General features: G+C 45.6%; 12 protein-coding genes. 4 read left to right on the top strand and 8 right to left on the bottom strand.

The genetic code is table 11. The features are described 5' to 3' along the window. The 4 genes from ABIX36_RS18315 to ggt all read right to left on the bottom strand — a co-directional run bounded on the left by ABIX36_RS18315 (position 1) and on the right by ggt (position 3,919). The gene (locus ABIX36_RS18315; RefSeq protein ID WP_348083619.1) at positions 1–954 is read right to left on the bottom strand and encodes an FKBP-type peptidyl-prolyl cis-trans isomerase; all 954 of its coding nucleotides are present in this window, start codon (positions 952–954) and stop codon (positions 1–3) included. 6 nt (positions 955–960) lie between these two features. Then, positions 961–1,455 carry an FKBP-type peptidyl-prolyl cis-trans isomerase gene (locus tag ABIX36_RS18310; RefSeq protein ID WP_348083618.1) on the bottom strand — a complete coding sequence of 165 codons (495 nt, stop codon included), beginning with the start codon at positions 1,453–1,455 and terminating at the stop codon, positions 961–963. 91 nt (positions 1,456–1,546) lie between these two features. Beyond that, complete coding sequence (locus tag ABIX36_RS18305; protein WP_348083617.1) at positions 1,547–1,987, bottom strand: MarR family transcriptional regulator; 441 nt, start codon at positions 1,985–1,987, stop codon at positions 1,547–1,549. Between the two features lie 219 nt (positions 1,988–2,206). After that, positions 2,207–3,919 carry a gamma-glutamyltransferase gene (ggt, locus tag ABIX36_RS18300; RefSeq protein WP_348083616.1) on the bottom strand — a complete coding sequence of 571 codons (1,713 nt, stop codon included), beginning with the start codon at positions 3,917–3,919 and terminating at the stop codon, positions 2,207–2,209. Positions 3,920–4,087: 168 nt separating this feature from the next. On the opposite strand from ggt, the gene ABIX36_RS18295 reads away from it, so the two are divergent. Further along, a complete protein-coding gene (locus ABIX36_RS18295; protein ID WP_348083615.1) occupies positions 4,088–4,579 on the top strand; it encodes a hypothetical protein in 492 nt (163 codons plus the stop codon). Between the two features lie 72 nt (positions 4,580–4,651). On the opposite strand, the gene ABIX36_RS18290 is transcribed toward ABIX36_RS18295, so the two are convergent. Next, positions 4,652–8,398 (bottom strand): S8 family serine peptidase, encoded by a 3,747-nt coding sequence (locus tag ABIX36_RS18290; RefSeq protein WP_348083614.1) that lies wholly within the window; start codon positions 8,396–8,398, stop codon positions 4,652–4,654. Between the two features lie 355 nt (positions 8,399–8,753). Between ABIX36_RS18290 and ABIX36_RS18285 the strand changes: the two genes are divergently transcribed. Then, the gene (locus ABIX36_RS18285) at positions 8,754–14,894 is read left to right on the top strand and encodes a DUF2341 domain-containing protein (RefSeq protein ID WP_348083613.1); all 6,141 of its coding nucleotides are present in this window, start codon (positions 8,754–8,756) and stop codon (positions 14,892–14,894) included. Next, positions 14,894–15,115: a hypothetical protein gene (locus ABIX36_RS18280; RefSeq protein WP_348083612.1), complete on the top strand. Its 222-nt coding sequence runs from the start codon at positions 14,894–14,896 to the stop codon at positions 15,113–15,115. Before ABIX36_RS18285 ends, ABIX36_RS18280 begins: the two co-directional genes overlap by 1 nt. Before the next feature lie 76 nt (positions 15,116–15,191). On the opposite strand, the gene ABIX36_RS18275 is transcribed toward ABIX36_RS18280, so the two are convergent. After that, positions 15,192–15,809 (bottom strand): DUF4136 domain-containing protein, encoded by a 618-nt coding sequence (locus ABIX36_RS18275; RefSeq protein WP_348083611.1) that lies wholly within the window; start codon positions 15,807–15,809, stop codon positions 15,192–15,194. Positions 15,810–16,289: 480 nt separating this feature from the next. Beyond that, positions 16,290–17,939 (bottom strand): NAD+ synthase, encoded by a 1,650-nt coding sequence (locus ABIX36_RS18270; RefSeq protein ID WP_348083610.1) that lies wholly within the window; start codon positions 17,937–17,939, stop codon positions 16,290–16,292. Positions 17,940–18,005: 66 nt separating this feature from the next. Between ABIX36_RS18270 and gldB the strand changes: the two genes are divergently transcribed. Further along, positions 18,006–19,046, top strand: a complete 1,041-nt coding sequence (gene gldB / locus ABIX36_RS18265) for a gliding motility lipoprotein GldB (protein ID WP_348083609.1) — start codon at positions 18,006–18,008, stop codon at positions 19,044–19,046. 252 nt (positions 19,047–19,298) lie between these two features. Here gldB and ABIX36_RS18260 read toward each other — a convergent pair whose 3' ends face one another. Then, positions 19,299–19,484 (bottom strand): hypothetical protein, encoded by a 186-nt coding sequence (locus tag ABIX36_RS18260; RefSeq protein ID WP_348083608.1) that lies wholly within the window; start codon positions 19,482–19,484, stop codon positions 19,299–19,301. Positions 19,485–19,491 lie beyond the last annotated feature (7 nt).

Below are 19,491 nucleotides of genomic sequence, written 5' to 3'. Positions count from 1 at the left end.
TTATTCCAATTTTGTTACCGTGGTTATCTGAAACTCGAATCTGAGCGGTGCGAAAGATGGTATTGAGCTCCCGGATGGCGGGGTATTTCCGTAACCTAATCCCGATGGTATTAGCAGCGATATGGAAGTTCCGGCTGCGGCGTGGTCTTCCAGTCCCTCTTTTACACCCTTAACTAAGCCGGCAAGGCCATCGCTAATTGCAGGTGTAAATATATAAGCAGTGGTTTTTGATGCTTCGTCAAAAGAAACGCCGTTTAACAATGCGCCTGTGTAAGTGGTAGTTACTATAGATAGATCGTTGATCTCGCCCACTACGCCCGTGCCCGGTGTAATTACTTTATAGTATAAACCCGAAGTTGTTTTTGTATAGCCGCTTAAACTATTAGCAGTTAAGTAATTACGTATTACCAGATCGTCATACGCCGGCTGATCGCCAATTACATGTACATAGTACTCAAGCGATTGGTTACCCGCAATACGTGTATTTACGTTGGTAACACTACCTGTACCATAACCGGCCTTGCCATAAGCCAAATGCGATGGCACCAGCAGGCGCATACTTGCACCTTTATGTTTCAGCAGGTTAAATATGCCGGTTTGTAAGCCCTTTGGTAAACCATCCTGCGCCAGGTGGCCCAGGTAATCGTAAAAATGGTTGGCTATCGTATCACTTGACGTGTATTTACCATCAAAACTTTTCAGCGTAAAAACTAAAGAAAGCCTGTCGGAGTACTCCAGGTTGGGGCCGCTGCCAGGGTTTATGATCTTGTAGTACATCCCTGTAGTATCGCCACCAACAGTATCGCGGATAAAACCGGTAAGGCTATTTGCTGCAATATAATTTTGGATCTGCGTCTCGTCGTATTCTTTTATAGTAGGGTCAACGGTATCTTTTCGGCAAGCGCTAAGGCCGGCGGCGGCAATCAGTAAAAAAGTAAAAATCTTTTGTTTCATCTAAAATTAGTTCGTTACATCTAAAAGTTGTATATCAAAATCAAGCACCGAATTTTCGGGCAAGCCTATAGTTGGTTGAGGGTACGGGCCGTATGCATAACGCGACGGTATCAATAATCGTACGGTGCCGCCTTTCTTAATTTGCGGTATCCCCAGTTGCCAGCCCCTTATCACCTCACCCAGCGTAAACGAGGGGTGGAAATTGTTACTTTGCGTAAACTCCTGCCCGCTGGTTAATACTTTGCCGTGGTAATCAACCGTTACCTTGGTAGAATTGGTGAACAGATCGTTGCCCTCACCGGGAGCTATCACAATATAAAAAACGCCCGTGGTATCTATTCGCTTTGCAGTTGTGGTGAGTCCGTTAGCGGCGATATAATCCTCCACTATCTTATCATCAACAACGCCCTGCGCCCTTACTTCCTCCGCCACATCAAATCCTTTTTTACAAGAGGATAAGCCAGCGGCAAGTAATAATATGATCACCAGTAACCTGTTCATTCCTTTAATAATCCGCAAATTTATTGTTTTATATGGCAAAAACGGCAGCTTAACACTTTTTAACACTTGGAGGGTATAAATAAGCTTTTGTTTAAGGCTTATAGTTGACAGTAAGCTGATTTATTTTTTTCAGTATCTCGGTCAGATACAGCTTGTCGGCTTCGCTGATATGCGCGTTAAGATAGTTATTGAACTGTTTTACCACGTCCTTAGCCATCTGGCGTTTCTCTTTGCCCAGGTCTGTTAAAAATATTTTTACGGAGCGCTTATCGCCTTTGTTAGACTGGCGGTAAATAAGCCCGGTTTCTTCCAGCTGATTAAGCATGCGCGAAAGGCTGGTAGATTTTAGTCCAAGCAAAGCAGCGGCCTGCGATACCGTGGTACCTTCCTCGTCTATATTGATGAGCAGGTAGCCGATAGATTGTGTAATGCCAAATTCCGTTACTATCTGGTTGTACCGGTTAGCAACGGTTTGCCAAACGATCTTTAAGAAGTAATCAATTGTTTCCTGGTGTTTTACACTGCTTCGCATACGGCAACAAACATAACATTTTTTAGTTCAAGTGGGTTCATAGATAATAGTTGATGGTTCATGGTAGCTCCGGCTTTGTGCTTTATAGCTAACGGTTTTTGGCTGCCTTAAGTATAAGATTAACTTTTTCGGCCATTAACCAAGAACTTATCCGGCTATGAACTATGAACCATCGGCCATGAACTCTTATGCTATGAACCATCGGCCATGAACTAAAATCTACCACCCTAATTTAGTATCGTCCCCTCTCGGGTCGGCACCACCTTCGTAGTAGCCCCATTTGGTTTTCAGGATGCCATCTACCCGGCCTATCGAACCGCGCTTGGTAAACTTATAGCCTTTTTTGGTTAGCTTATCTATGGTAAGGCTGTCCAGCGCATCGGCTTCTGCACCTACTTCATCGGGCATCCATTGGTGATGAAAACGTTTGGCTGATACCGCTCCCTGCATGCTTTTGTCAAACTCTATTACATTTAATATGGTTTGAAATACCGAGGTAATAATGGTTGCACCGCCTGGTGTACCAACCACCATATACAGGTCGCCGTTCTTTTCAATAATAGTAGGCGTCATGGCCGATAGCATCCTTTTGTTTGGCTGGATACTGTTTGCTTTACCGCCGAGCAGACCGTACATGTTTGGTACGCCCGGCTTCGAGCTAAAATCATCCATCTCATTGTTCAGCAAAAAGCCTGCACCAGCTACAAACACATGCGAGCCGAAGGTATCGTTCAGGGTTGTCGTGATGGCCACGGCATTCCCTTCTCTATCTACTATTGAAAAGTGAGTGGTTTGATCGCTTTCGTAACCCACAAACATGCCCGGCTGTATGCTGGCGCTTGGCGTGGCGGCGTCCCAGCTAAAGTTTGCCATACGTTTAATAAGGTATTGGGTGTTCAGCAGGCTATCTTTAGGCACCTTGTAAAAATCCGGGTCGCCCAGGTATTTAGACCGGTCGGCGTACACGCGGCGCTCAGCTTCCACCATTACCTGCACGGTAGAATCCTTATTAAATCCCCATCTTTTTAGCGGGTATCTTTCAGCTATTTTCAGCAGCTGCATTAATACTATACCACCACTGCTTGGTGGCGGCATGGTGATAATTTTATAGCCCTTGTAATTGCCCGTAATAGGTGCGCGCCATACCGAATGGTAATTTTGCAGGTCGGCTTTGGTCATAATGCCTTTACCTGTATTCATTTCGGCCACTATCAGGTCTGCCGTTTTGCCGTCGTAAAAACCATCGCGGCCCTTGTCGCGGATCAGTTCCAGCGTGTGGCCCAGGTCTTCCTGTATCATTATATCGCCTTCCTTCCAATCGGCATCCTTCATCAGGTAACTTTTACCGGGGTTAAGCGCTTTAAATTTCGCTTTAGCACGGTTAATATCATTGGCTATCCTCGCGGTCATTTTAAAACCATTAAGAGCCAGGTTAATAGCAGGCTGTACCAGTTCAGCCCATTTTAATTTGCCATATTTTTTATGGGCGGCCACCATCCCGTCAACAGAACCCGGCACACCAGCTGCGAAATGGGTGTACAAGCTCTTGTTCGGGATCACGTTGCCTGCACCGTCCAGGTACATGTTTGCACTGGCTTGCGCTGGTGCTTTTTCCCTAAAATCGAGCGTATTTGTTTTGCCCGATGCCGAGCGGTAAACCATAAAACCACCGCCGCCAATGTTGCCTGCCTGAGGGTGGGTAACGGCCAGTGCAAATTGAACGGCCACCGCGGCATCTACCGCGTTACCGCCTTTTTTAAGCACATCCAACCCGGCCTGTGATGCATCCGGGTAGGCGCAAACAACCATACCATTGCGGTATTGGCCGCTTACATTTTGCCCTAACTGCCCTTTTACACAGCCTGCCGTGAGGCATAAGAACAGGACAGCAGTGAATAGTTTATAGGAGGTGGAAAATTGGGGGTTCATCATCAGTGCAGATATAATTTTTGCCAAATTAATCTATTTTGGGATAAAATTCCAGTTCCCAACCGTGTAATTTTCTTGTTGACACCCAGCTATATCAGACAAAAAGCCACATTCATTTTGGCTAAATAAGCATAAAACCTTAAGTATGCCGTTTATACAAAAACTATCATCATGAAAAAGATCTCCTTTATAGCATTTATTTTATGCTCTTTTTTACTAATCGCCAACCGATCGCAGGCGCAGGATTATAAAACTGCCGCAGGCGTAAAATTCGGCGGGTACGAAAACGGCTTCTCCGTAAAACACTTTTTGGACGAGCGTACCGCGCTGGAAGGCATCGTGGGCATTCGCTCGCATGGTGCTGTGCTTACCGGCCTTTACGAATTGCACCAACCCGCCTTTAACACCGCGGGATTAAAATTTTACTATGGCTTTGGTGCCCACCTGGGTTCTATTGGCAAGGGAAATTACCGTACTTTTGGGAACGACCAATATTACGATAGCAACCATATCCTTTTAGGAGCCGATGGTGTGCTGGGCCTTGAATATAAGATAGCCGACGCGCCTATCGCCGTCAGCCTTGATCTTAACCCACGTTTAGAACTGGCTACCGGTCCCTTCTTTGACCTCGCCCCAGGCTTGGGATTGAAGTATACTTTTTAAGCTTCAGCAACCTAATTTAACAACAAAGGGCACGCAATCGCGTGCCCTTTGTTGTTAATGCTATCCTAAGCTCTATTTCACAATAATTATCTTTTTGGCGTACACTTTTTTGCCTAAAGTTACCCTTAGCAGGTAGGTGCCGGGGAGTTGGTTGGTGGTATTTACCGCCGCGCTAAAATTACCCGCCGCTATGGTTTGCGATTGCTCGTACACCACCTGGCCCGCCGTATTCACAATTTCTATTTTGGCGTTGCCCGCTTCCTTGGCCACAAATACCACGTTTAAATTGTTAATGGCCGGGATTGGGAAAATCGTTAGCCCTATATCGGTACTGGTATCGGGGTGTTTGGCTACCAGCGCAAAATTATACACGTCTGACCTGCTCACGCAGCCCGTGCTTAACGTTACCTCAATGGTATAGTTGCCGCTTTGGATAGGCGTGTAAGTTGCACCGGTGGCACCAACCAAGGCAACACCATTTAAAAACCACTGGTTGCCTTCGGTGAAGTTTGAATTGAGAATATCGTTGGTTTGCGTAATTAAGGGTTTATTTAAAACTGCCGGCAAACGCGCGGCCGACGGGCACCCCAAACTTTTTACATGCAGATCGTAAAAATAATAGTAGAAGCCTTTGTAATAGGTAGTATCGTTAGCATTTGTGGGCGATTGCGCCGTGTTGCCTACAATACTGAAGATGTTGCCGATCTTAAATGGATAACCGCTCACCCCGCTATTGTTACGGAACACGGTTACCGTATTATCATACGATGGCGTAATGGTGTAGGTGCCCGCAGTGGGCAGTGTTAGGTTAAGGGCAACCACCGTACCCTGGTCGGCAGTGTCATCGGTTTGTGCGCCATCACCAGGTGTGGTGCGGGTAGCCGTAGCGTTTATGGTGGTCGACGAAACCGTTTCGCCATTGGCATTAGTTACTGTGAGGGTTAATTTCCCGGAGTTGCCAAAGTACATTTTGGCCGTCTCCAATACTACAGGCACATTGGTAAATACCGTTACCGATGGCCCAAACTGGTTGTATCCCCCACCCGGGAACGCTGTTTTTGCAACCGGGCCAACGTTGCCGCTAAAATCGTTCAAACCGGCATAAAAAATATTATTCACCGGTGCTGTGGTGGTTGATGCAATAGGCCCGAAAGCTATTGGTAAAGCAGCCGTAGGCGAAGTATACCAAAGCAATTGTCCGTCGCCGGTGCCGTTGAGCAGGTACGAGTTATTGTTATTACACAGGTAGGCGCTTAAAGTGCCCAAGGCGGGTGGCAGGCTTATGCTTACCATGCCGGTAGTTTTATCATTAGCGGTGATAGGGTCTCCGGCTAAATGAGTTTCGGCGGTAATGGTGTAGTTGGCGCCCGCTACGGTATTAAACTTACCGGTAAGGGCAAAATCAACCTCATCCAGCGGGCTGATGGTACCGGTATAAACCTCGTTAAACGTAACAGCCGTGTTGCTTGGCGATGTAACCGTTACCGTAACCGGCACATTGCTGATCGCCGCGCTTCCATAGTTCTTTAGCCGAACGATCACTGCTGTAGCAACGGCGCAGGAAGTACCATCCTCTGCGTTCACAATGGCCGTTGCCCCGGCATCGGCCACAGGTTTTAAAAACTGAACCCTGTAATCCTGCGTTTCGCCTTTGGCATAGGTACCACAGGCGTTTATAGTTGATGCATCAGCGGTTTCGGTAAGTACCACACGCAACAGGCCGAAGTTACCGGGGATCACCGATAGCGGCACCGTAATGTTGCCTGTATAAGTAGCGGTGCCAGTTACTACATTGGTTGTAGCGGCCAGTTCATCGGCCTCAAATATGCCGTCGCCGTTCCAATCCACAAAAATTTTGGCTGCTTTGTTAAAATTACTGCCGCAGGTACCCAGGGTGATGCTGAAAGGATAGGTTTTTGCCTGTTCTAACTGCAGGGTAAGGTTGGTATAATCAGAATAACCGGTGCAGCCAGCGGCGGGCGTATTGTTGATATTGGAGAGCGTAAAATTATTCACCCGCGAGTCGGCGGTTGAGGATGGGGCCGATGCACAGTAAGCCGCCCCGCCAATACCGGTAGCAATAAGCGAATACGCCTGGCTGCCCGATGATAGTGTACCTTTATGCGATACGGTGATGGTATACGTTTTACCCGGCGTAGCATTGGCAATATACACCTGCTCTATGTTATCGCGGATGTTATCACCGGTGGTAGCCACCGCCGATGGGTTATCGGGGGTTAGCACGTAAGGGTTAAAAGTGGCAGCGCCATCGCTTATGCGGATATCCAGGTCGTTCACCAGTTTGGGTACCCGGCTGTTGATGGTGCCTTCGGCGTTGGGTATACCCTGAGGGTCGGTCCAGGAGATAGAAACCGCCAGTGGCCCGCTGCCCGACGCGGTAACAGTGAAAGTTTTACTCTGGCCCTGTGTTAAAGTATTTTCGTTGATGAGGCTCTTGCTGCCATTATCGGTAATGGCCTGCGCCGCGGTGCGCATATTGAGCAGCCCCCATCCGTAGATATAATCGGGGCCGATGTTACCGGCGTCAAAGGCAGTGTGGCAGGCCAGCCCTTTAAGCGTAGCGGCGCGCATAAAAGCACCTGCGTTTTTTTGCGCGTAATACTCCTGTAACAGATAAAGCGAGCCGGTTACACTGGGTGCCGACATGGAGGTGCCCGACAAAGTAAGGTATGAATTTGGGCTGCTTACACCGGTAGATAGCACGTTCTCGCCATCGGCCACAATATCGGGCTTAATACGGCCATCATCCGTTGGTCCCCAGCTGCTAAAGTAGGAAACGGCTACATCGGTGCGGTTAACAGGGCCATTTGGCAGGGCTCCTACCGAGCCTACCGTGAGTATATTTTTGGCTGTACCCGTAGTGCTGATGATATCGTACCCATCGTTACTGCTGATGTTTGCCGGCCTTGGGCCTTTGCTGATGATAGAGGAATTCGTTTTAGTAGCATAGCCATAATAGGTTTCTCCAACGGCAGGGCCATTACTACCCCGGCTGTTACCTGCCGACTCTATAATAAGGTAATAAGGTGCATTATAGGCTATCCTGTCCCAGGATTGTACCCGGGCATCGTAAAAACCAAAATTATAATCTTCGGTATCGCCCGGGAGGCCGTACCATTCCCAGTGGCCCGCGCTGCCGTTGTATTCCCAACCGGCCACATCACCGTAAGAGTGATTGGAGAGCAGCAGGCCCGACGCGGCCGCGCCCATTTCAGATACATCGTTATCAAAATCCCAGGAAGAGAGCACCGGGGTATTGAATGCCATACCCCTTGCAGGGCCGTAAACCCCTTTAGCTATCATGGTACCCGCTACGTGGGTAGAATGATCGAGCACACTGGCGGCATCCTTGGAAGTAATAGTTTTGCCCGAAAATTCCACGTGCGAACCGTATACAGAGCCGCCATCCCAAATGGCCAGCTTGTTATTGAGAAAAGTGCTGTTGCCCGATAAGTTGAGCCCTAAGGCACCGCCCGGCTGTACGGCATTGGTACCTATCGTGGCGGCGGAAATGGTATTGTTATGCGTAACCAGGTAAACCGGGAACCCAAGACTGTTTACCCCCTGCAGCGTTTTAAGATTGCCTGTTTTTGTTTTACTGCGGATAGACCAGCCGCGCACTTTGGCCAGCGAAACAGCCTTTTGCTGCCCGGTGATGAACGCCTGATTGGCTTGTATGGAGATGCGGTTGAGTTCCTGTTTTTTAGCAGCATCCACCAACGGTTTTTGCGCAAACGCGGGAGAAATGCAACACAGCGATAAAATGCTTAAGTAAAAAGCGGCGCAAAATTTCCCCATTAAAATAAAAGTAGATGTATTTACAAGTTTCCGTATTTAGTAGCGGATAAAAAAGCCAATTATTGTATTTTTTGCTCAACAACTTCTTCTCGCCTGTTTATAGCGGCTACGTGGTATGCACAGCTAAATGTGTGGCATACTACCTTGCCTGTTTCGTGGGTATTTTTCACCTGCTTTAAGGGTAAAACTTACACACAAATACGACCGTTAAATTTGGAAAAATAACTATAAACGAGCAAACTATTAGACAGTTAACTACGTATAGATAATAAATGGGAAATATTAAGCATATTAGCCTGATTTGCACCATTTTTGCTTATTTTTGCTTAAATAGAGAAATAATATCCCCAAAGCTTTGAAAAAACTATTACTACATAGCGCCGCTGTTTTACTAATTGTTTTTTATTTACCTGTACTTAAAGTCAGTGCACAGCAGGTAACTTATACCTCTACCAACCAGTTTTACTATAACCCGTTTGACGATAGCAACCTGGGCGTACTGAACAATTACATACAGGGTACAACCAATAAAACCATTGTTACTGCAAGTACAACATCAACAAGTTTTAACAATACCGTAGCGCTGACGTCTGTCCCCACGGTGAATTCCAGAAATAATATTTACGGGCAAATTATTGCGACTGCGGACAGAAACCTGAATAATAATGATTTTGAGTGGACCTTCCAATACAAAAACAATTCGTCCACATCTCCGGTGGAACCATATGACAATAACTTAAACGCAGGGCCATCTTCGGGGCAGGGTTCATGGCAATACTGGCTGACAGCAAATACAAACGACCAAGCTTCTTCAACTGTGCAAGGTTTTTACATGACGCAGGTGGGAACAAACATGATCCTGAGGTACAGGAATAACTCCAATGATATTCAGTCGCTTATTACATTTGCAATAACCAATAATGTTTTATGGACCGTAAAAGTGCAAAGGCTATCTACAGGCCGGTGGATAGTATGGGCAAACCCCGTTTCGACGAATAGTGAAGCGGTTACCTATCAGGGACAGAATGATCAGAGTGCGTTTAACAATTATGTTTACAGTATGCTTGCCACTACCGACTTAAGAACTGCCGGTAATAATTTTTACTGGGATAACATCAAAATTTATACGCGGAAAATATCCTTTACCGGGCTTAATTCGGCTGGTGTTGGGATAACACAGCCATCGTTTTACCCTAATCAAACCAATGCGGCCTTGTTCGGTATGCAGGTGAGCATAAGGGGCACTTACAGCATTAACAGCATTAACATAGGTTACACCAACTCTTTAGGCACCAATCCCAATGCTTTTTTTACGAACGGAAAGATAGTGAAATCGATAGACGACTCCTTTACCACTACCGGCGACAATACAACTATCGCTTCTTTTTCGCCAAATAGTACGCCGCTTCAAAGCGGTACCATAACTGGCGGAGACCCGTACTATACTTCGGGTAATACAGACGGCTCTTTAACCAGAGTGTCCGATTATTTTTTGGTTGTTGATGTCCTTTCGTCTATTAATTATGGTAACCCGGCGCCTTACACCACCTACGTATTTACCGGCCCGGCTCAAGTAACCACTGCCGATTATCAACTCGCTCCCGTGGGCGGTTATACCAACAATGCCGCTACGGGCAATAATACTATAACATTTGTGAATGGGCCGCCAACCATATCCTATCCCAGCCCGCAAACTTACACGGTAGGTACGGCAATCACTACTTTAACGCCTACTACAACCAACAGCCCTACCAGCTATTCCACTACAGGTTTGCCTCCCGGGTTAAGTTTAAATACATCCAACGGGCAAATTACGGGAACGCCCACTACATCCAGCGTTGCGACAAATTACACTGTTACCGCCACCAATGCAGCCGGAAATGGCTCTGCAACCATCAATATTACGGTGAATGGTCCCCCCATTATAAGTTATTTAACACCGCAATCTTACCCTGTAAACACCGCAATTTCTACTTTAAGCCCGTCAAATACGGGCGGAGCAGTAGCTACTTACGCCTATGCAACGCCAACAACATTTGGGTCTTTATCGGGTACACCTTACACTGTAGCAACAGATCCATCGGGCAATGTATATACTGTAGATTACACCAACGGTATATTATACAAATACACTTCAGCAGGAGTCAGAAGCACCCTAACCACCGGATTTTCCGGCCCTGTAAACGTAGCGATAGAATCCACTGGAAGTATATGGGTGTCCGATTTTTCTGCTAACAGGGTTTACAAGCTTACTTCAGCAGGAGCGGTATCTGCAACAATAACGGGGTTTTCAAGCCCCTACGGAATAGCGATAGACGCTGCCAATAACGTTTATGTAGCTGATAATGGCAATTCAAGAATAATAAGGTTCACGTCAGGTTCAACGACCGGGACATCCTACGTTACCGGACTAACCAGCCCTTACGGCATAACTGCCGACCCCTCTGGCAATTTATTCATTTCATCAAATACGGCAAACACAATTGTTAAAGTACCTTTCGGATCAACCACTGCCTCAAGCTATATTACAACAGGATTAAGCGGGCCAAGAAACTTATTTTCGGACTCTCAAGGAAATATTTTCGTTGCCGATTTTGGCGCCAGTGCAATTAAACGAATATCATCTGGAACAACCACAGTTACCACAGTTCTGAGCGGCCTTAGTTCACCCAGAGATTTAAGTATCGATCCTTCTGGAATAATGTATATCGCTAATAGCGGCACAAACAGTATTTTAAAATCTACACCTACCGGAGGGTATTTTTTAGATACACCATTGCCTACGGGGTTAAGTTTTAATAACACAAACGGGCAAATAAGCGGCACACCGACAGTTATAACTGCCGCCACAAACTATACTATCACCGCTTACAACGCTTATGGCAACAGCAGCACAGTTGTAAATATCACTATTACGGCACCATTTATAACTGGCTATGCTTACCGCTTACCACTTACGTTGAATACCACCGGCCTGGGTATCTCAGCCAACCTTACCAAATTCCCGGTGCTTTTAAAAATTGTGGATGCGGGTTTAATTTACACCGCAGGTGCCTGTACAAACAGGGTACAATTCCCTAATGGCACGGCATATGATTTTGCTTTTACAGACCCAAGCGCACCAAGTACCGAATTGCCCTACCAGGTAGAATCTTACGATCAAACAACGGGTACGTTATTGGTTTGGGTGCAAGTACCTACCCTATATAGTGCGGTTAACAATACACTTGATTTTTATTACGGTAATGCCACTTCACCGTCAACCCACACCACCGCCTGGTACCAAAACACATGGAAAACCGTAAATAGTACTTCAACTGACTATAAGGGTGTATGGCATTTTAACGAAACACCATCTACCAGCAGCGCTGCGCTAACCGATGCAAGCGGGTCGGGCAATGCCCTTACCGCTACAGGTACGGTAACGCAATCCACATCTTCTTTAATATCAAACGGCCTATTGCTTAGTAATTCAACCGTTTCCAAAGCTTCTGTAAGCAACCTGGTAGCAATAAATAATACACCCATAACCATGTCTGCCTGGGTGTATTATACCACCTACCCATCAGGTACGGCAAATGTAATGGTACTACAGGGAAATAGTGGTTATACACAAATGGTATTCAGAAACACCGCAGGTTCTCCTGTCGGGATAAATTCATCAGGCAACGGCATTATAGTTGTTAGCGCCAGTACCCCGGCTATAAATAACTGGCATTATTTTGTTTACACGTTTAATGGCAGCAATAGCAGCAGCTTATATATAGACGGTGCATTAACCTCATCAAGCACAACATCGCCACAGGCCGGCACACCTACCAACATTGTTTTTGGTAGTTATAACACAGGTGCGGGCGAGTACTACAACGGCTACCTGGACGAATCGCGTGTGATCAACACCAACTTAAGCGCAAATTGGGTAAAAGCCGAATACAACAACCAGAAAGATCCGGCGAGTTTTACTATCGAAGGTACCACAACTACCGATGCTACCAATGTACTTACCATTCCCGGTGGTGTTATTTATACTTATAGCGGCAGCAGTTACACGCCCAATGTAGCCGGCGTAACTACCACGCCGTCGTTTAATGGGAAGGAAAGCTTTGTGTTTGCTTCCTCTGCAGCAATAAGTGCAACAAATAGCGTTTATGGGGTAACGGTTAACAGCGGCAATACCCTTACAGTAAACAGCGGCCAAACTTTAAATGTTGCTTGCAACATTGTAAATAACGGTACTATCGCCTATGGCAGTAATGCATCCAACCTTACATTTAACGGTTCGGCTGCTACGCAAACCTACACAGCTGCTTTAACTTCCAATACAGCATCTGTTGGTAACTTAACAATAAATAATTCTGCCGGCGGTACGGTAACCTTTAGCGGCGGCCCGGTAAATGTATACAACCAAATAGATATAACTAAAGGCAATATTGTGGTATCCGGTACTACAACTCTTACTTTAAAAAGCACAGCTGCATTAACGGCATCGGTATCGGCAATCCCGGCCGGCTATAGTATAACCGGGCTTGTAAGCGTTGAGCGTTATGTAGGAGGCAGCGCATCTGATCTTAGTAAACGCGGATACCGGTTATTATCCTCTCCTGTTTATGCAGGTACGTTTGCCGGCTATAAGGTGTTTGATCTGAATTTCTTAAAAACCTATTCTATAGTGTTAGGTGTAGGTGGTACTACTAACGGCTTCACCGGCGCAGGCAATGCCAGCATTTACCTGTTCAGGGAAGATATTGTACCTAACAACCTTTCTTTCGCGGCGGGCAATTTTAAGGGTATTGCCAAGCTTAACAACACTCCATCGTATCAATTTGGAATTAACGCAAAAAACACTTTAACAAACACCAGCGATGCATCAACCTATTTACCTGTAGGGAACGGCGTACTATTCTTTTTCAGAGGAAATTCTACATTATCTAATGGCACAACAGCAGGTACCAAAACAACATCTCCTTTTAATTATCCCGAAAATACAACCTTTGTGCAAACAGGTACGCTAAATACCGGCGCTATACCCGTAACACTTTGGATTCTCGGGACTACAAGTCTTAGTTACACCAACAACATAGCCAATAACGTAGCACCTAATAATATAAGAGGATATAATTTAGTAGGCAACCCCTACCCATCAGCCATCAACTGGGAAAAATACAATCGTAATGGTACAAATTCATCTATATATGGAAGCGGTAGCCTTCCATCAACTATATACCAATTCAATGTCATTAGTAAGCAGTATGCAAGTTATCAGCAAAAGGTGACAATTAGCTCCATTGCCGATACTACCACCACTATAAGACCCGGCACTTCCAGCGATGGCGTAGTAAGCAACATCATTTCCAATGGCCAGGGTTTCTTCATTGTAGCTAATGCTTCGGGCCAAACTTTAACTTTCAGAGAAACGGCCAAAACATCCACGCAACCCGCCAGTGCAGATCTTATTAAACTTATGGGCCTACCTGTTAATACCGAAAGAGAGCCCGATGCGTTTATTCGTTTAAAGTTAATTAAGGATAGTATTAACACCGATGCTGTTGCTTTTGTATTAAACAATACTAATGACGCTAAATATAGGGATGATGAGGATGCAGTAGATCTTGGCGGTAATGGCGCGTTAACCAGCATGTCGGTTTTTTCAGCTGATAATGTAGCACTAAGTATCGACAGGTTGCCTCTTCCGAAGTTAGCGCCTCAAATAGCCCCCCTGGCTGTAGATGGCAATACAACAGGGATATATACTTTAAAGCTCGACGAGTTAAAAGACCTGCCCGCCATTTATTCTGTTTGGTTGATGGATGCCTTTAAAAAGGATTCGTTAGATATGAGAGTAAATAACGCCTATAACTTTAACATTGATAAAAACAATGCCGGCACTTTTGGCAATGCAAGGTTTAGTTTGGTGATACGCCAAAACCCAGCGTTAAAATTAAAGCTGCTCGACTTTGGTGGCATAAAAGTCACCGAAGGTGTTAAATTAAATTGGGTTACAGAGAATGAGAGCAATTATACCCGATTTACTGTAGAAAAAAGCATCGACGGCGGTAAAACTTATGAGGTGGTAGGCGGGAAACAATCCAATGGGGATAGCAAATACTCCCTTGTGGATATAAAACCGATTGTAGGCCTAAACAAATATCGCCTAAAACAGGATGACATCAACGGCACCATAAGTTATTCAAAAGTTGTGGACTTTATGTATACTGATAAGGCGGATAATATTACGACAAGAGATTTTACTATTTTTCCAAATCCTACAGCCAGCACCTTAAACATTGCTATTACATCTCCGGATAAAGATGGAGCTACTGCCCGGTACAGTATTAAAATAACAAACATTAATGGAACAGTGGTTAAAACATTCCTATCGGCAGAGCCTAATTGGCAAGGGAATGTAAGCGATCTGATACCAGGGAGCTATTTTGTAGAGATAATTAATAATACCACTAAAAGAAAAATTGGAATTAGTAAATTTGTAAAACTTTGATGAGAAAACTATTTGTGCGTATGAAAAAGTTTTGGGCGGTGTTATTCCTGCTAAGCGTAAATTCTATTTGCTTTGCGCAAATAGTAAACCCATGCGATGGTAGCGACCAGGACGACGATTGCCCTGTTCCACTCGACACCTGGGTATATGTATTGGTAATTATTGCATTAGTGTATACTGGTTACACGCTCCACAAAAAACAAAAAAGCCTTTCTGCGTAAGCAAAAAAGCAGATAATATAAAAGCAACGAGGCCCTTTCTGATAATCAGAAAGGGCCTTTTGTATTTCTTATAAACTTATGACTTTATTAATTTAACCGGCGGGTTAAGATTAAGTTGTTTAACAATACCCTCTACCACCTTAGGTATTTCGCGCAGGGTGGTTTTTGGGTCGTGCAGTTCGCCAACGCCGTAACCGCGCCATACCAGCGTATTTGTTCTTGGGTCTATCAGGTCAATAATAATCGTTCCTTCTTTATATGGTACCCTTGCGGCGTAAGAACCTCCGTAATTGGGGAACCCATAGCCGTAATAGCCATAGCCAAACGGGCGGTACCAGCCGTAACCAAAGCCGCCATAATAGCCGCCGTACATAGGCGAATAATAGTAAGTAATTTTAGAGCCACGCCCGGTAACGGTGGCATAACCCACCAGCAGATCGGGGTTTTGCTCGTTTAAGGTTAAGCCCTTTTGCAGCAAGGCGGTTTTAGCAGATTCCTGTAGCTTACCGTTGCCAATTTCGGTAAGGGGGCGCCATTGCTTGCCCGAATCCCTTTTCATGGGTGCCCAGGCAAAGGTGCGGTAACTGCTTAAGTTGGTTTTGTTTGCTGCGGCTGTATAATAGTTGTAACTGCTGCAGGCCGACAGTACCGAAACAAACGTTACCGCCAGCATTAGATAAATATATTTTTTCATAGCAACACCTTTTATTTATACGTCTTAGACAAGGCAACAGGCAAAGGTTTAACGGAGTGAAAACTTTTTTTTTGACATCCAGGTATTGCCTGCAGGTGTTAAGGTTACCTACCGACGGGTAATGAGATAAAAAAGCGCATTTTATGTTAACCCTGTGAAATTACAATACATTGATTAACAATATCTTAAAAATAGAATTACTGAATTGTGTTAAGTTATGTTAACCCTCCTTATTCCGTAAAAAGATGCCTGTCGGGTAAAAAACTTATGGCGTTGCCTGCGGCCCGCGCTATCCGTTCCAACTCCTCATTCCGTCCCCACTGATAGAAGTGGGGACTCCATTCCGGGGTTTCCACTGCTATCGCTAACGCTTTTTCTGAACCTTGATTCGCATGATTTAGGGATTTCATGAGCTTACACTAACCCCGCTTAAAAACCCCGAAACGCTTAAATCCGAAATCGAAAATCCCAAATCCGAAATCAGGAAAGGTATTTCCCCACTATCGGCATCCTCCGGCCCATGCCAAATGCTTTGGGCGATACACGCAGGATCGGCGGGGTTTGGTAGCGTTTGTGCTCGGAAATATTCACCAGCCTCAATACCTTGCGCACCACGGCTTCCTCAAACCCAAGTTTTATAATTTCGGCAGAAGAGCGCCTGTTGAGGATATATTCATACAGTATCGCATCCAAAATATCATACTCGGGCAGGGAGTCGGTATCCTTTTGATCGGGCCTCAACTCGGCAGATGGTGGTTTTACAATTGTGTTTTCGGGGATGATCTCCCTGTTTTTATTGATCTCGCGGGCCAGTTCAAAAACCTGTGTTTTAAAAACATCACCAATTACCGAGATACCACCGCACATATCGCCATACAGGGTTCCGTAGCCAACGGCGGCTTCGCTTTTGTTGGAAGTATTGAGCAAGATGTAACCAAACTTATTACACATGGCCATCAGCACCACCGCCCTGCTGCGCGATTGGAGGTTCTCCTCGGCAATATTAAAAGGCAGATTTTTAAACTGCGGCGACAGGGCGCTCTCAAACGATTCCGTGATTTTAGCTATAGCCACCGTTTCACTTTTGCAGCCCAGGTTTTTCACCAGGTCCTCGGCATCTTTTATAGAATGGTCGCTGGAGAAACGCGAAGGAAGCAGCACGGCCATCACATTTTCGGGGCCTAAAGCTTCAGCAGCCAAGGCACACACCACGGCAGAATCAATCCCGCCGGATAAGCCCAATATGGCCTGCTTAAAACCCGATTTAATAAAATAATCTTTTATCCCCAATATCAATCCCTGGTGGATCTGCTCTATATCGCTCTGATGGGCGGCCTTAATAGTGGGTGCGTGCTCAAAACTAATGCTGGCATCATCGTTCAGCGTGTAATAAGTAAGCGCCTCTTTAAAATACGGCAACTCATCCAGCAAAGCGCCGGTGTTATCAAATATCAGCGAGCCGCCATCAAATATTAGTTCGGTTTGCGCGCCAACGTGGTTCACGTAAAAAAGCGGCAGGTTGTAGCGGATGGCATTATCCTTCAATATCTCGATCCGTTCCTCGTCATGGTTATACGCAAATGGCGATGCCGCGATGTTGATCATCACATCCGGTTTTTGCTTGATCAGCGTATCCATTGGGCGGGTAATGTACAGCGGGTTTTCTATGGTGTTCCACAGGTCTTCGCAAATAGTGAGCGCTATCCGCTTGCCTTTAAAATCTATACAGCTAAACTGGGTAGATGGTTCAAAGTAGCGGTACTCATCAAAAATATCGTAATTGGGCAGCAGGGCTTTGTTCACTACCGCCTTTACCGCGCCGTTCTCTATAAAATAAGCGGAGTTATTCAAATCCTTGCCTTCGGGGTTATTATTTGGTGTTGGCAGCCCGATGATGCAGGCAATATCATGGCATTCGGCCGCGATTGTTTTAGCGGCTTCATCGCAAAGGGTGATAAACTCGTTAAACTCCAAAAAATCGCGTGCGGGGTAGCCGCAAACACATAATTCGGCAAATACCACCAGGTCGGCACCATTTTGTTTGGCTTCGCGGATGTGCTGAATGATCTTGTTTGTGTTCGATTCGAAGTTGCCTACGTGGTAATTAAGCTGGGCTAATGCGATCTTCATGGTGTATGGTAGTATTGCTTACGCTGTAATGCAAATAAAAAAATTATTTTTGCTAAAACGACAGAAATGAACTTCTATTCTCTAAAAACGAGGCTTTTTTATTTAAGCTTTATCACCCTGGTATTTAGCGCCTGTAACAAACATAAAAAAATTGACGTTAGCGACATACAGGTTGATGTAAAAATTGAACGTTTTGACCGGGATTTCGACTCGCTGCGTGTAAAGCCGATGGACGAGCAGGCGGGTATACTTTACAAAAAATACGGCGCGTTTTATACCGACTATATCGAGCGCGTGATGAAAGCCGGCAGCGCACGCGACACCATTTATTTTAACCGCCTACGGGCTATTTTTGCCGATAAAGCCTATGTCGACCTGAAGCATGATGTGGATGCCGCCTACCCCAACCTGGATAAGCAGACGGAAGAGCTAACCGATGCCTTTAAACACATTAAATACTATTATCCTAAAAAGGCCCTGCCAAAGCTGTATGCATATTTCTCGGGCTTCGAGGCGCAAACAGCTATTGGCGATGGCTACTTTGGTATCGGTCTCGACTTATTTTTGGGTGCCGATTCTAAATTTTACCCATCGCTTGTAAACGCCTTTCCGCGGTATGTAAGCCGCAGGTTTACACCCGATAATATTACCCCCCGTGTTGTGGAAGGTATGGCACGTGAGGATATGTTCCCGGAGGATGAACGCGATAAGTCGCTGCTCGCTAAAATGGTTTACAACGGCAAGATCATGTACTATATGGACCAGATACTACCCGACGTACCCGATTCTACCAAAATTGGCTACAGCGCCAAACAAACCAAATGGTGCGATGATTACAAGGGCGATATATGGAGCTATTTTTTAGAAGAGAACCTGCTTTACGAAAGTGATTACCAAAAAATACAGAAGTACTTAAACGAAGCGCCGTTTACCCCAGGGCTTGGCCAGGACAATGAATCGGCCCCAAAACTTGCCGTATGGACCGGCTGGCAAATTGTACGTGCTTACATGGACAAACACCCGGATGTTACCTTACAGCAATTAATGGCGGATACCGATGCCCAAAAGATCCTGAACGAAGCCAAGTACAGGCCGAAGAACCCGTAAGACCACTATCCATTATCCATCATGTCATCTCGAACGAACTGGCGCGGGGCAGAGCGGGCGTGAGGAGAGATCTTGTACTCCACGGCATCTGAACCATGAAGGCGATCTTGCATAGCGCATATGCAAGTCGGTAATATCAAACTGTATAAGATTTCTCCTCGCTATCGCTCGTTCGAAATGACACCCCGAGAGCACGGCAAAAAAAAAGCGTCGCCGAACCGGCAACGCTTTCATAAATATCTAAAGTAAAACTTAGTCTAAAATTTTGAAAACCGCTCTTAGGGCGATGATAGCACCGAACAGCAAAATGATGTTTGATACTAACGTAGCATGTGGAAATTCGGCAAAACGCAGGTAGCAACCCAATAAACCTACAGCGATAGTAAGAATTAAAAATTTATAGTGGCCTTCTTTATTGGCATTTTCCATTGATTGCATAATCCTG

It is taken from the genome of Mucilaginibacter sp. (assembly GCF_039925265.1).
Classification (GTDB): Bacteria; Bacteroidota; Bacteroidia; order Sphingobacteriales; family Sphingobacteriaceae; genus Mucilaginibacter.
Note: the sequence above shows the minus strand (reverse complement) of the source record. Positions and strands in the feature narration are given on the sequence as shown.